A 13,550-nucleotide genomic window follows, 5' to 3' on the forward strand; every position below is an offset into this window, starting at 1 on the left:
ATGCTGCCCTTCATTCCACTGCCCAGCTCAGCCGCGCTTGGGTTGCCAACCACGGCAGGCCAGGGGCCAGAAGCCGATGGCCGCGCCCAGGATGCCCATGGCCGCCACATAGTGGGCCGGCGCCATCACATCCACCTGCTGCCACACGGACACCAGCATGGGCGTCATGCCGCCGAACACCGCATAGGCCATGTTGTAGGCAAAGGACAGGCCCGTGAAACGCACCTCGGCCGGGAAGGCGCGCACGCCCACCACCGGCAGCAGCGCAATGCTGCCCACGAAAAAGCCCACCAGCGCGTAGCTCCACACCAGCGAGGACGCCGTGCCCGGCAGGTTCAGATAGAACGCATAGGCCGTCACCGTCATGCCCAGCCAGCCCGTGACCATGGCCACACGCGTGCCCATCCGGTCGGACAGCCAGCCCCAGAACACACAGCCCAGCGTCAGCGTCACCGTGGCCACGGCATTGGCCTTCATGGCCAGGGCCGCGTCGATGTGGAAGACCTTCTGCAGATAGGCCGGCGTGAACAGCACCACCACCACGATGGCCGTGGACAGCACCCAGGTCATCAGCGCCACCAGCACGCAGGCCTGGCGGTGGTCGCGCACGATGGTCTTGAGCGGCAGCTCGCGGTCGGCCTGCTTGCGCGCCATCAGCTCCTGGAAGATGGGTGTCTCGTGCAGGAACTTGCGCAGGTACACCGACACCAGGCCGAACACGCCGCCCAGGATGAAGGGCATGCGCCAGGCCCAGTCGTGGATCTCCTCGGCGCTGTAGGTGCTGTTGAGCCAGACACCGATGATGGAGCCCAGGAAAATGCCGCCCGTGATGCCCGAAGTCAGCGAGCCGATGGCAAAGCCATAGTGGCGCGCCGGCGCATGCTCGGCCACGAAGACCCAGGCGCCCGGCATCTCGCCACCAATGGCCGCCCCCTGCAGCACGCGCATGGCCAGCAGCAAAATCGGCGCGGCAATGCCGATGGATGCATAGGTGGGAAGCAGGCCGATCACCAGCGTGGGCACGGCCATCAGGAAGATGGACAGCGTGAACATCTTCTTGCGGCCCAGGATGTCGCCAAAGTGCGCAATCAGAATGCCGCCGATGGGCCGGGCCAGGTAGCCCGCCGCAAAAATGCCCAGCGTCTGCAACTGGCGCAGCCAGTCCGGCATCTCGGCCGGGAAGAACAGCTTGCCGATGACGTTGGCGAAGAAAACGAAAACGACGAAGTCGTAGAACTCCAGGGTGCCGCCCAGGGCCGACAGGCCCAGGGTCTTGTAGTCCTGTCGGTTGAGAGGACGTGCGGTCGCAACAGCAGGGGCCATGCCCGGCTGCGCTTGGTCAAGCGTAGTCATGGTTTTTTTCCAGGGATCGAACAGCAGGACGGCGCGGTGGATGCCACGGCAACGGATGAGCGTGCAGCGGCAGATCGTTCTGCAAGACTTCGGGATCGGAGGACTTGGCTCTCTCTTGGGGCCAGCTTGTGGGCCGGCGCAACAGCGAACGCGGCGTGGCGCAGTCGTCGGGGGATTCTAGGGTTTGTACTGTAGCTGTGTGGGGAGCGCGGCTTTGGGAGCCGGTCTGTCGGTGCTAGGCCTTACACGACATGCCTCACAATGAGGCCTTGTACTCCCGCACAGAACACCACACTTCATGAAACGCACCTGGCTGCTGTTTTCGCAGGTGGTCACCATCCTGGTGGCTGCCTACTTTGTCGTCGCCACCCTGCAGCCGGACTGGCTGCGCCGTGGAGCCGTGCGCAGCAATGCCGGCATTGCGTTGCTGGAGGCGCCGGCCACGCCCGTTGGAGAAGTCAGCCCCGGCAGCTTTGCACCTGCCGCCAAGAAGGCAGCGCCGGCCGTGGTGAGCATCAACACCAGCAAGGCGGTGCGCCATCCGCGCAGCAACGATCCGTGGTTCCAGTTCTTCTTCGGCGACCAGGGCACGCAGGAGCAGGCAGGCCTGGGCAGCGGCGTGATCATCAGCACCGACGGCTACATCCTGACCAACAACCACGTGGTCGAGGGTGCGGACGACATCGAGGTCACGCTGACCGACAGCCGCCAGGCCAAGGCCCAGGTGATCGGCACCGATCCCGAGACCGACCTGGCCGTGCTCAAGATCGCACTGGACAAGCTGCCCGTCATCGTTCTGGGCAATTCCGACCAGATCGACGTGGGCGACCGCGTGCTGGCCATCGGCAACCCCTTCGGCGTGGGCCAGACGGTGACCAGCGGCATCGTCAGCGCACTGGGCCGCAGTCAGCTGGGCATCAATACCTTCGAGAACTTCATCCAGACCGACGCCGCCATCAACCCCGGCAATTCGGGCGGCGCACTGGTGGACGCCAGCGGCAATCTGCTGGGCATCAATACCGCCATTTATTCGCGCTCGGGCGGCAGCATGGGCATCGGCTTTGCGATCCCCGTGTCCACGGCCAAGCTGGTGCTGGACGGCATCGTCAAGGACGGCCGCGTGGTGCGCGGCTGGATCGGCGTGGAGCCCAATGAACTGTCACCGGAACTGGCCGAGACCTTTGGCGTGAAGGCCGACTCCGGCGTGATCATCACCGGCGTGCTGCAGGCAGGCCCCGCTGCCCAGGCCGGCATGCGACCGGGCGATGTGATCGTGCAGGTGGGCGACAAGCCCATCCGCAATGTGTCCGAGCTGCTGACCGCCGTGGCCGCGCTCAAGCCCGGCGAGGCTGCGAAATTCGATGTGCGCCGTGGCGAAGGCCCCGTGGAGCTGCAGATCACCCCGGGCCTGCGCCCTGCGCAGTCGGCACAACGCATGCAGCGCCGCTGACCCGGCTCACGAACCCATGAAAAAAGCGCCTGTTCACAGGCGCTTTTTTCGTTCAAGAACGGGTGCCGGACTACCGCTTGTGCAAACGCTGCGCCGCGCGCCAATGCGCGCCGGGCGCCACATGCACGGGCGCATCGATGGCGGCGGCCTCCACGCACAGCATCTGCCGCCACCCTTGTGGCGGCATGTCGGCCAGGCGGGCACACAGCTCAGGGCCGGGGTTCCAGACCACGGTCTCGCTCCACGCAGCATCCTGCGAGATGCGCAAGCCTCCGGCAGGAGCGGCCAGTTCCATGCTCTTCCCGGGCCGGGGGTAGACGCGATCGAGCTCTTGGCCAAAGCGCACGTCGCCTTGCTGCGTGGGATGGGTGTCGGCCACGGCATCCCAGTAGGGCAGGCCATCGAGGCCTTGCAGCCGGCATTGCTCCACGTCCGCCACGCGCAGGTAGCTGTGCAAGGCGGCAGTGAAGGCCAAAGGCGTGTCGCCCCGGTTGTGCACCACCAGCTCCACGTCAAGCCGGCCGGGCAACAGCGTGACCTCCAGCCAGGTCTCGAAGGAGTGCGGCCAGACGGCGCGCGTCTGCGGCGTATCGGCAAGCTTGAGCCGCAGGAACAAGCCATCGCCGGCAAGAACCTCGGCCTGTGCTGCATCAGCCTGCCACGGCAGGGTGCGCGCAAAGCCGTGCTTGACCAGTGGGCCGCGTTGGTTGAATTGGGGAAAGCAGACCGGAATACCGCCGCGTATGGGTGTGTGGCCGTCATGGGCGGCATGAGGGCTCAGGAACAGTTGCTCCTCGCCACCTGCCTGCCAGGACAGCAGCTGCGCGCCCTGCAAGGCCACCAGGGCGGTATCGCCGCAGGCCAGGCGCAGGCGGATGGCGGGCAGGCCCTGCCATGCATCAGCGCAGGCGCCGGGAGCTTGCGCGGCCGCAGGTAAAGCTGTTACTGCGGGAAAGGAAGATGTAACTTTCATGCTTGAATATAGCCTTTCCCCCGCTCAGCCCTCCTCTGTCATGCAACGTTCCCCCGCTCCCTCTCCTCTTGTCCTGCGACTCGGCATGCTCGCCCTGGCCGCCTCGGTGGCCTCCTGCGGCGGAGGCGGCGGTGGTGACAGCAACGCTGGCGGTGGCAATGGCGGTAATGGGGGTGACGGCGGCACCGGCCAGCCCGGAGTGACCTCGGTCACCGTGCAATGGACGGCCCCGGCCGCCAGGGATGTGGTGACTGCAGGCTCGGCACTGACCCTGCGCGCAGGTGTTCTGGCCGATGGCGTGAATGCCGCCGATGGAACCGTGGTGAGCTTCAGCGCAGCCACAGGCGTCAGCACCTCGGCGCTGACAAGCTCCGGCGTGGCAACAGCTTCGCTGACCGGCGCCACGCCGGGCCGCCAGCAGGTGCAGGCCAGCGCCACCGTGGCAGGCCGCACGGGCAGCGCTTCCCAGACCTTCTATCTGCGTCCTGCGCCTGCACCGCTGCGGGTGCTGGTGCCCACGTACTTCTATCCCACCGGCTCGGGCGCCACGGCCTGGAATGCGCTGACGGCCAGCGCACAGGCGAATCCGACCGTGCAGATGACGGCCATCCTGAATCCGGCCAACGGCATTTTCAGTGGCCCGGACGCGAACATCACGCGCGCCGCCACCGCTTTTGCCAACGCGGGCGGGCAGCTGGTGGGCTATGTGAGCTCCAGCTATGGCACGGGCACGCGATCGCTGGCCAGCATCCAGGCCAATATCGACAACTATTTCACGCACTACGGCGCGGGCCTGGTCAAGGGCTTCTTCATTGACGAGATGGCGGCCACCACCAACCGGCTGGACTTCTACCGCACCATCTACCAGTACATCAAGGCCAAGAATCCCAACCTGATCGTGATCGGCAATCCGGGCCTCGTGCCCGTGGCCGGTTATGCCGATGTGGCCGATGTGCTGACCACGTTCGAGGGCAAGGGCTCCACCTACGCCACCTACGATCCGCGCACGACGAGTTTTGACTGGCTGTACGGGCTGCCCAACAGCCACCAGGCCTCGCTGGTGCACAACGTGTCGGGCTGCGCGGCCATGCAGACGGCCGTGCAGTCGGCCGCCTCGGCCCGCTACCAGGCGGGATGGATCTATGTGACCCAGCTGGAGTTCGAGCCCAGCACCGGCGTGGGCAACCCCTGGGCCGGGCTGCCGAATTACTGGGATGCCTTTGTGCAGACCGTGCGCGCCACCAATGCCGGGCAGGCCATGCCCGCCTGCTCGTAAAGAAAGCCTGAATCCCTGGCGCTGAATGCAGCGCGGGCGCCTGTGAAGCACAGGCGCCCGCGAATACAGGGAAGGCGCAGGCCGTTCAGGCCCTGAGCTCGTCGGCGCGGGCCTGCGCCGCGGCGAAGTCAAGGTCGCCCGAGTAGATGGCGCGGCCGCAGATCACGCCTTCGATGCCTTCGTCCTCGACCTTGCACAGCGCCTCGATGTCGGCCATGCCCGCCAGGCCGCCCGAGGCGATGACGGGAATCTTCAGCGATTGCGCGAGATTGACGGTGGCGTCGATGTTGATGCCCGTGAGCATGCCGTCGCGGCCGATGTCGGTGTAGATGATGGACTCCACGCCCCAGTCCTCGAAGCGCTTGGCCACCGAGTGCACGTCCTGGCCCGTGAGCTTGCTCCAGCCGTCGATGGCCACCTTGCCGTCCTTGGCATCGAGCCCGACGATCACATGGCCGCCAAAGGCGCTGCAGGCGTCCTGCAGAAAGCCCGGGTTCTTCACGGCGGCGGTGCCGATGATCACGTAGCTGATGCCGGCGTCTATGTATTTCTCGATGGTGTCCAGGTCACGGATGCCGCCGCCGAGCTGCACCGGAATCCGGCCGTCCACCTCTTTGAGGATGGCCTTGATGGCCACCAGGTTCTTGGGCTGGCCCGCAAACGCGCCATTGAGGTCCACCAGGTGCAGGCGGCGTGCGCCGGCGTCGAGCCAGCGGCGGGCGATGATGGCCGGGTCTTCGCCGAACGTGGTCGACTGGTCCATATCACCCTGGATGAGGCGTACGCAGTGGCCGTCCTTGAGGTCGATGGCAGGAATGAGCAGCATGATGGTTTGCGAGCAATGAAGGCCTGGGATGCAGCGGCCGGTGCGGGGAGGGAAAGAGGGTTCAGGGCTTCCAGCCCAGAAAGTTGCGGAACAGGGCCAGGCCCTGGTCCGCGCTCTTTTCGGGGTGAAACTGGGTGGCGAAAATATTATCGCGTGCGATGGCGCAGGCAAAGCGCCCACCGTAGTCGGCCTCTGCAGCGCAATGCTGGGGCTGCTGCACCACGGCGTAGAAACTGTGCACGAAGTAGTAGAAGCTGTCTTCGGGAATTCCACGCCACAGCGGGTGGGACTGCCCGGCATTGTGCTTGCGGTGCACGCGGTTCCAGCCCATTTGCGGCACCTTGAAGCGGCTGCCGTCGGCCTGGACGCGGCCCGCCAGATCGAACTTGCGCACATTGCCGGGGATCAGGCCCAGGCCAGGCACATCGCCCTCGTCGCTGTGGTCCAGCAGCATCTGCATGCCCACGCAGACGCCGAACAGGGGCTTGTTGGCAGCGGCGTGCAGCACGGCGTCCTGCAGGCCGGATTCGCGCAGTTCGCGCATGCAGTCGGGCATGGCGCCCTGGCCCGGCAGCACGACCCGGTTGGCGGCCAGCACCACCTCGGGATCGGCGGTCACCACGACCTGCCAGCCGGAGTCGGCGGCGGCCGTGCGCACGGCCTGGGAAACCGAGCGCAGATTGCCCATGCCGTAATCGACGACGGCGACGGTGTTGTCAGTCAAACTCATAGCGTGTGGCGCGTGTTCGGTCGGATTTTCGGCTGGATTGCCCGGTCAGAGCAAGCTCTGACCGGAGTCAATCGCTTCTCTTTACAGAGCGCCCTTGGTCGAGGGGATGACGCCGGCCATGCGCTCGTCATGCTCCAGCGCAAAGCGCAGGGCGCGTGCGAAGGCCTTGAAGATGGTCTCGCACTGGTGGTGGGCGTTGAAGCCCTTGAGATTGTCGATGTGCATGGTCACGCCCGCGTGGTTGACGAAGCCCTGGAAGAATTCGTAGACCAGTTGGGTGTCGAGCTGGCCGATGCTGCCGGCCGTGAATTTCACGTCCATGTGCAGGCCCGGGCGGCCCGAGAAATCGATGACCACGCGGCTCAGGGCCTCGTCCAGCGGCACATAGGCATGGCCGTAGCGGCGGATGCCCTTCTTGTCGCCCACGGCCTTGGCAAAGGCCTGGCCCAGGGTGATGCCGATGTCCTCCACCGTGTGGTGGCCGTCGATGTGCAGGTCACCCTCGCAGTCGATATCGAGGTCGATCAGGCCATGGCGCGCGATCTGGTCGAGCATGTGGTCCAGAAAACCGATGCCCGAGCGCAGGCTGGCCTTGCCCGTGCCGTCCAGGTTGATGGCGACCTTGATCCGGGTCTCGGCGGTATTGCGCTGCACTTCGGCGGTGCGTGCGGGAGCTACATTGCTCATAGGGATTCCTTCAGGGCCGCCAGCATCTGGGCGTTTTCTTCGTGGGTGCCCACGGTCAGTCGCAGGCAGTTGGCCAGCAGCGGGTGCATGGCAGAGACATTCTTCACCAGCACGCCCCGGGCCTTCATCTCGGCCTGGGCGCGCGCGGCATCGCGCACGCGCAGCAAGACCATGTTGGCCTCGGATGGCCAGATCTTTTCCACACCCGGCAGCGTGGCCAGCGCATCGATCAGCGGCTGGCGCTCGGCGCGGATGGCCACGGCCTGCTGCGCATACAGCGCCTCGTGCTCCAGCGCGAAGATGGCCGTCTCGCAGTTGAGCACGCTGATGTTGTAGGGCGGGCGCACCTTGTCGATCTCGCCGACGATGGCGGCCGGGCCGATCAGGTAGCCCAGGCGCGCGCCGGCCAGGCCGAACTTGCTGAGCGTGCGCATCAGCAGCACATGGGCGTTGCGGGCCGGGTCGGCGCGCATGTTCTCTGCCCAGCTGCGGCGTGCGAAGGGCTGGTAGGCCTCGTCCATGACGACCAGGCCGCCAATGGCGCCGACCGCGTCGATCACGGCCTGCACATCGGCCTCGGCCCAGAGCGTGGCCGTGGGATTGTTGGGATAGGCGATATAGGTGATGGCGGGGCGGTGCTCGGCAATGGCGGCGCGCATGGCGGGCACGTCCAGCTCGAAGTCGGCCGTCAGGTTGACGCCCACGAAATCCAGGCCCTGCAGCCTGGCGCTCATGGGGTACATGACGAAGCCCGGCATGGGCGCCAGCATGGTGGCGCGGCCCTCGGCGTGGGGCTGGGCACAGGCCAGGGCCAGCAGCGTGATGATCTCGTCCGAGCCATTGCCCAGCAGCACGGCGCTGCCGGCCGGCGCCTGCGCGTAGCGGGCCAGCATGTCCTTGAGCACTTCCTGGCGCTCGCCAGGGTAGCGGTTGATCTCCAGCCGACCCAGGCGCTCGCCCAGCGCGGCCTGCAATTCAGGGGGCAGGCGGAAAGGGTTCTCCATCGTGTCCATCTTGAGCAGGCCTTGCGAGGGCTGCACATGGTAGGCATGCATGGAGCGGACATCGGCGCGGATGCGCTCCAGGGCCAGGGCCTGAACCTGCGGAATGGAAGCTGTCATGGCATGCACACTTTCACGAGTCAGTGGGAGAAGAAATCCATCAGCGAAGCCGCTCAGGCCTGCTGCTGCGGCGGCGCCTGGTGCAGCGGGTGCACCATGGCGACGCCGCCAAACTGGGTGCCGTGCGGCAGGTGCAGGGTCAGCATCTGCTCGCAGCCGCTGTGCTGGGCGCAGGCCACGGCCAGGCAGTCGCCAAAGGCCAGTTGGTGGCGCGATTGCACGGCCCAGGCGGTCTCCAGCGTGGCGGCATCGGTCTTCCAGGGCGTCCAAGTCTGGTAGCGGCGGATGGCGGCGCGCGCATCGCCCTGCGGCAAAGGCTGGGCGGCCGTGGTGACCTGTTCATAGAACTCGCACAGCGACTGGCTGCCGGTGCGCCCGCTGCGCGTGCGCCACAACAGGTCCAGCCACTGCAGCACGGCGGCATGCAAGGCGCCCTGCCCCGTGTCTTCGGCAGCGACCAGCACGGAGGTATCGACGAAGACGGTGTTCATTCCTGGCCCTCGCGGCGCAGCGCGGCACTGCGCTGGGCGGGCTGTGCAGATGACGGCTGGCCCCCGTCCCAGCCGCGCTCGTCCGTGCGCCAGGCCAGGTAGGCGCGCTCGTAGGCGTCCTCGCGGCGCTGCATCTCGGCCATGAAGTCGCCCACCATGCGCGAGACGCTGGTGCCGCGGCGCGCGGCCTCGATGCGGGCCCATTCGAGCACGCTGTCTTCGACGGTGATGGTGAGGTTCTTCACAGGGCGCAAGTCTACACGAAATTCGTGCTCCACTGATTTCGTGTCAATTCTTGACACGCTTGCTCTGGCGTTCAGGCAGCAAAAAGCGCCGCCCCTTTCGGTGACGGCGCCTTCTTCCAACAGGAAGCGAGCGTCTACTTCAAACGCATTTCAGCCGCACGCGCATGGCCTTGCAGGCCTTCGCCATGCGCCAGCACCGAGGCGATGCGGCCCAGGGTCTGGGCACCCTGCTCGCTGACCTCGATGAGGCTGGATCGCTTCTGGAAGTCATAGACCCCCAGCGGCGAGGAAAAGCGCGCCGTGCCGCTGGTGGGCAGCACATGGTTGGGGCCGGCGCAGTAGTCGCCCAGGCTCTCGCTGGTATAGGCACCCAGGAAGATGGCGCCTGCATGGCGCAGCAGCGGCTCCCACTGGTGGGGATCGTTGCTGGAGACCTCCAGGTGCTCGGGCGCGATGCGGTTGCTGATGGCGCATGCCTCCTGCATGTCGCGCGTGAGGATGAGGGCACCCCGGTCGCTGAGGCTCTTGGCGATGATGGCGCGCCGCGGCATCTCGGGCAGCAGGCGGTCGATCTCGCGCTGGACGGCGGCGATGTAGTCGGCATCCGGGCACAGCAGAATGCTTTGCGCCAGTTCGTCATGCTCGGCCTGGCTGAACAGGTCCATGGCCACCCAGTCGGGCGGCGTGCTGCCGTCGGCCAGCACCAGGATTTCACTGGGGCCGGCAATCATGTCGATGCCCACGGTGCCGAACACCCGCTTCTTGGCGCTGGCCACATAGGCATTGCCGGGGCCGGTGATCTTGTCCACCTTCGGGATGGTGGCCGTGCCGTAGGCCAGGGCCGCCACGGCCTGGGCACCGCCGATGGTGAAACCGCGCGTGACGCCAGCCACATAGGCGGCAGCCAGCACCAGGGCATTCTTCTCGCCGCGTGGCGTGGGCACGACCATGATGATTTCCTGCACGCCAGCCACATGGGCGGGAATGGCATTCATCAGCACGCTGGACGGATAGGCCGCCTTGCCGCCGGGCACATAGATGCCCACGCGGTCCAGCGGCGTGACCTTCTGGCCCAGCAGGGTGCCATCGGCGTCACGGTAACTCCAGCTCTCGCCGCTGGCGCGCTTTTGTGCCTCGTGGTAGGTGCGCACGCGCTGGGCGGCGGCCGTCAGCGCATCGCGCTGCTCGTCGCCCAGGCTGTCGAAGGCGGCCTTGAGCTCGGCCTGCGTCAGCTCCAGCGCTGCCATGCCGTCCACCTGCAATCCGTCGAAGCGCGCCGTGTACTCCAGCACGGCCGCATCGCCACGCTTTTGCACATCGGCCAGGATGTCGGCCACACGCTGCTCGATGGCCGCGTCCGTGTCTGCCGACCAATGCAGGCGCTGCGCAAAATCGTGTTCGAAGTTGGCATCCGCAGTCGACAGGCGGGCAGGGGCAGCTACATATTCCATTGTGGTTTCCTTGGGGTCTAGCAGGCCGTCTCGCAGCCGTGCTTCAGTATCAAGAACAGGCGCGCGCCGTAGTAGCCGTCGCGCAGGGGCCAGTCCTGGTCGCGCAGCAGGGCTTCAGCGCTGGGCCACTTCTGATTGTCCTTGAGCGCTTCAATGGTGAAATCACCATTGTTCTGCCCGACAAAGAAGCGAAACCAGTGCAGGTCCTCGTCCTTGTCCAGCGCCTCGGCCTCGATCAAGGCGCGCAGGCGCTCAGTGATGCCTTCGGGCAGCGGGGCATCGTTGCGAAGATGCCAGGGGCCCGGATAGGCCTGCCATTGTCGGCCATGGGCCTGCCAGGCCTCGGCTGGCACGGCATCCTCATCGCGCGCCGTCCACAGGGCGGAGAGCATCACATGCAGGTCGCTGACAGCGAAGTGGCCGAATGCGTCGTGCATTCCCTGCAGGCCTTCACCCAGGCCCGTGAAATTCTCGATGATCTCGTGCCCGTCCGGCAGGCGGACCACCACGGCCAGGGAACCGACCAGGGGATGGCCGAGGTAGGCACCGCGCCAATCAGCCAGCACGCCCGGTGCCTGGCCGCCAGGCAGCAGCCAGCCGTTGTATTCCTCGCAGGGCAGGCCATGCGCGGCGAAACACAGCGCAAGCGCCTCCTTCGCCGGATCGCCGGGCTCAGCCCCTGGGGCCATTTACCGCCTCGGCGAAGGCATCGATGATGTGGCGCAGCGGCTCGCGCTTGAGCTTGAGCGCCGCCTGGTTGACCACCAGGCGCGAGCTGATCTCCATGATGGGCTCGACCTCGACCAGGTCATTGGCCTTGAGCGTGTTGCCGGTGGACACCAAGTCGACGATGGCGTCGGCCATGCCGGTCAGCGGGGCCAGTTCCATGGAGCCGTAGAGCTTGACCATGTCCACGTGCACGCCCTTGGTGGCAAAGAAGTTGCGCGCGATCTCGGGGTACTTGGTGGCGATGCGCAGGCGGGCGCCTTGCTTGACGGCCAGCGCATAGTCGAAGCCGTTGCGCACGGCCACGCTGACGCGGCAACGCGCGATCTTCAGGTCCAGGGGCTGGTACAGGCCCTGGGCACCATGCTCGATCAGCGAGTCCAGTCCGGCCACGCCGAGATCGGCGCCGCCGTACTGCACATAGACCGGCACGTCGGAGGCGCGCACCAGCACCACGCGCACGTCGCTCTTGTTGGTCTCGAAGATCAGCTTGCGCGACTTTTCAATGTCTTCGCTGACCGAGATGCCGGCAGCGGCCAGCAGCGGCACGGTTTCGTCGTAGATGCGGCCCTTGGACAGGGCAATCGTGATGGTCATTGGGAAACTCTTTCGATGTCGGCACCCAGGCCGCGCAGCTTGTCTTCCATGCGATCGTAGCCGCGGTCCAGATGATAGATGCGATCGACCAGGGTCTCGCCCTTGGCCACGAGGCCGGCGATGACCAGGCTGGCCGAAGCGCGCAGGTCGGTGGCCATGACGGCCGCGCCCGACAGCGACTGGCTGCCGGTGATGGTGGCAACGCGCCCGTCGGTGGTGATCTGCGCGCCCAGGCGCAGCATTTCATCCACGTGCATGAAGCGGTTCTCGAAGATGGTCTCGGTGACCATGCTGCAGCCTTCGGCCACCAGGTTCAGCGCCATGAACTGCGCCTGCATGTCGGTGGGAAAGCCCGGGTATTCGGTGGTGCGAAAGCTCTGGGCCTTGAGCTTGCCGGCCGCGCGCACGCGGATGCCGCCGTCCTCGGCGGACACCTCGGCGCCCGCATCCTTGAGCTTGTCGATGACGGCGCCCAGATGGTCGGCGCGGCCATTGCGCAGCAGCGCATTGCCGCCCGTGGCGGCCACGGCGCACAGAAAGGTGCCGGCCTCGATGCGGTCGGCCACCACCTGGTGCTCGCAGCCGCTCAGGCGCTCCACGCCCTGGATGACGATGCGGCCGGTGCCATGGCCTTCGATTCTTGCGCCCATCTTGATGAGCATTTCGGCCAGGTCGCCGATCTCGGGCTCCATGGCGGCGTTTTCCAGCACGGTCTCGCCTTCGGCCAGCACGGCGGCCATCAGGAAGTTCTCGGTGCCCGTGACGGTCACCATGTCGGTGGTGATGCGGGCGCCCTGCAGGCGCTTGAGATGCCCGGGCAGGCACGCGTTCATGTAGCCGTTCTCGACAACGATCTCGGCGCCCATGGCCTGCAGGCCCTTGATGTGCTGGTCCACGGGGCGCGAGCCGATGGCGCAGCCGCCGGGCAGCGACACGCGGGCCTGGCCGAATCGGGCCAGCAGCGGGCCCAGGGCCAGGACCGAGGCGCGCATGGTCTTGACCAGTTCGTAGGGTGCCTCGGGGTTGGACAGAGAGCCGGCGTTGATGCGCACGGTGCCGCTGTCATCGTGCTCGGCGCTGACACCCATGTTGCGGATGAGCTTGAGCATGGTGGCCACGTCCTGCAGGCGCGGCACGTTGCGCAGGGTGACGGGCTCGGACGACAGCAGCGCGGCGCACAGCTCGGGCAAGGCGGCATTCTTGGCGCCGGAGACCGTCACCTCGCCATGCAGCGCTCGGCCACCGCGAATCAGGAGTTTGTCCATGGCTGACAGCCTTGAATCTGGAAATCGGGGAAAAGAAGATGCCGCACGGGCCGTGGCGACCGGTGCAGCAGGAGTCTGAAGTGCCTGACCGCCGGCTCAGGCCTGGCCGGCCTGGGCAGCCCACTCGGCGGGCGTATAGGTCTTCATGGACAGGGCATGGACCTCGTCGGTGTGCATGCGCTGGCCCAGCGTGGCGTAGACCAGGCGCTGGCGCTGCAGCAGTCGCTGGCCCTCGAATTGGGCCGAGACGATGGTGGCAAACCAGTGCCGTCCATCACCTTCCAGCGCAATGTGTTCGCAAGGCAGGCCGGTGGCGATCAGTTCCTTGAGTTGGTCTGCAGTCATGGGGGAAGCTTTCC

15 protein-coding genes are annotated in these 13,550 nt (G+C 66.5%); 2 read left to right on the top strand and 13 right to left on the bottom strand.

The window, feature by feature from the left end:
- Positions 1 to 27: 27 nt before the first annotated feature.
- On the bottom strand, positions 28 to 1,353 hold the full coding sequence (locus BO996_RS26055; protein WP_071956736.1) for an MFS transporter: 1,326 nt from the start codon (positions 1,351 to 1,353) through the stop codon (positions 28 to 30).
- Positions 1,354 to 1,651: 298 nt separating this feature from the next.
- Here BO996_RS26055 and BO996_RS26060 point away from each other — a divergent pair, with 298 nt between their 5' ends.
- Positions 1,652 to 2,803: a S1C family serine protease gene (locus BO996_RS26060; protein WP_013800805.1), complete on the top strand. Its 1,152-nt coding sequence runs from the start codon at positions 1,652 to 1,654 to the stop codon at positions 2,801 to 2,803.
- A gap of 70 nt (positions 2,804 to 2,873) precedes the next feature.
- Here BO996_RS26060 and BO996_RS26065 read toward each other — a convergent pair whose 3' ends face one another.
- Positions 2,874 to 3,776: a D-hexose-6-phosphate mutarotase gene (locus tag BO996_RS26065; RefSeq protein ID WP_071956737.1), complete on the bottom strand. Its 903-nt coding sequence runs from the start codon at positions 3,774 to 3,776 to the stop codon at positions 2,874 to 2,876.
- An 85-nt stretch (positions 3,777 to 3,861) separates the two neighbouring features.
- On the opposite strand from BO996_RS26065, the gene BO996_RS26070 reads away from it, so the two are divergent.
- Positions 3,862 to 5,052: a spherulation-specific family 4 protein gene (locus BO996_RS26070; protein WP_043822289.1), complete on the top strand. Its 1,191-nt coding sequence runs from the start codon at positions 3,862 to 3,864 to the stop codon at positions 5,050 to 5,052.
- Positions 5,053 to 5,137: 85 nt separating this feature from the next.
- Here BO996_RS26070 and hisA read toward each other — a convergent pair whose 3' ends face one another.
- The 11 genes from hisA to BO996_RS26125 form a co-directional block, all read right to left on the bottom strand.
- Positions 5,138 to 5,878 (bottom strand): 1-(5-phosphoribosyl)-5-[(5-phosphoribosylamino)methylideneamino]imidazole-4-carboxamide isomerase, encoded by a 741-nt coding sequence (gene hisA / locus BO996_RS26075; protein ID WP_012207316.1) that lies wholly within the window; start codon positions 5,876 to 5,878, stop codon positions 5,138 to 5,140.
- Between the two features lie 61 nt (positions 5,879 to 5,939).
- Positions 5,940 to 6,608: an imidazole glycerol phosphate synthase subunit HisH gene (gene hisH / locus BO996_RS26080; protein ID WP_013800802.1), complete on the bottom strand. Its 669-nt coding sequence runs from the start codon at positions 6,606 to 6,608 to the stop codon at positions 5,940 to 5,942.
- Between the two features lie 81 nt (positions 6,609 to 6,689).
- Positions 6,690 to 7,295: an imidazoleglycerol-phosphate dehydratase HisB gene (gene hisB / locus BO996_RS26085; RefSeq protein WP_071956738.1), complete on the bottom strand. Its 606-nt coding sequence runs from the start codon at positions 7,293 to 7,295 to the stop codon at positions 6,690 to 6,692.
- Positions 7,292 to 8,416, bottom strand: coding sequence for a histidinol-phosphate transaminase (gene hisC, locus BO996_RS26090; protein ID WP_043822285.1), 1,125 nt, complete (start codon positions 8,414 to 8,416; stop codon positions 7,292 to 7,294). The genes hisB and hisC overlap by 4 nt, the downstream gene beginning before the upstream one ends.
- A 53-nt stretch (positions 8,417 to 8,469) precedes the next feature.
- Positions 8,470 to 8,907, bottom strand: coding sequence for a PIN domain-containing protein (locus BO996_RS26095; RefSeq protein WP_012207320.1), 438 nt, complete (start codon positions 8,905 to 8,907; stop codon positions 8,470 to 8,472).
- Complete coding sequence (locus BO996_RS26100) at positions 8,904 to 9,152, bottom strand: DUF6364 family protein (protein WP_071956739.1); 249 nt, start codon at positions 9,150 to 9,152, stop codon at positions 8,904 to 8,906. Before BO996_RS26100 ends, BO996_RS26095 begins: the two co-directional genes overlap by 4 nt.
- Positions 9,153 to 9,286: 134 nt before the next feature.
- Positions 9,287 to 10,603, bottom strand: a complete 1,317-nt coding sequence (hisD, locus tag BO996_RS26105) for a histidinol dehydrogenase (RefSeq protein WP_013800800.1) — start codon at positions 10,601 to 10,603, stop codon at positions 9,287 to 9,289.
- Positions 10,604 to 10,620: 17 nt separating this feature from the next.
- Positions 10,621 to 11,292 carry a DUF6348 family protein gene (locus BO996_RS26110; protein WP_071956740.1) on the bottom strand — a complete coding sequence of 224 codons (672 nt, stop codon included), beginning with the start codon at positions 11,290 to 11,292 and terminating at the stop codon, positions 10,621 to 10,623.
- Complete coding sequence (gene hisG / locus BO996_RS26115; RefSeq protein WP_012207324.1) at positions 11,276 to 11,926, bottom strand: ATP phosphoribosyltransferase; 651 nt, start codon at positions 11,924 to 11,926, stop codon at positions 11,276 to 11,278. The genes BO996_RS26110 and hisG overlap by 17 nt, the downstream gene beginning before the upstream one ends.
- Positions 11,923 to 13,191: a UDP-N-acetylglucosamine 1-carboxyvinyltransferase gene (murA, locus tag BO996_RS26120; protein WP_071956741.1), complete on the bottom strand. Its 1,269-nt coding sequence runs from the start codon at positions 13,189 to 13,191 to the stop codon at positions 11,923 to 11,925. Before murA ends, hisG begins: the two co-directional genes overlap by 4 nt.
- Before the next feature lie 96 nt (positions 13,192 to 13,287).
- On the bottom strand, positions 13,288 to 13,536 hold the full coding sequence (locus BO996_RS26125) for a BolA family protein (protein ID WP_012207326.1): 249 nt from the start codon (positions 13,534 to 13,536) through the stop codon (positions 13,288 to 13,290).
- Positions 13,537 to 13,550 lie beyond the last annotated feature (14 nt).

Source organism: Delftia sp. HK171 (assembly GCF_001886655.1).
GTDB classification, from domain to species: domain Bacteria; phylum Pseudomonadota; class Gammaproteobacteria; order Burkholderiales; family Burkholderiaceae_C; genus Comamonas; species Comamonas acidovorans.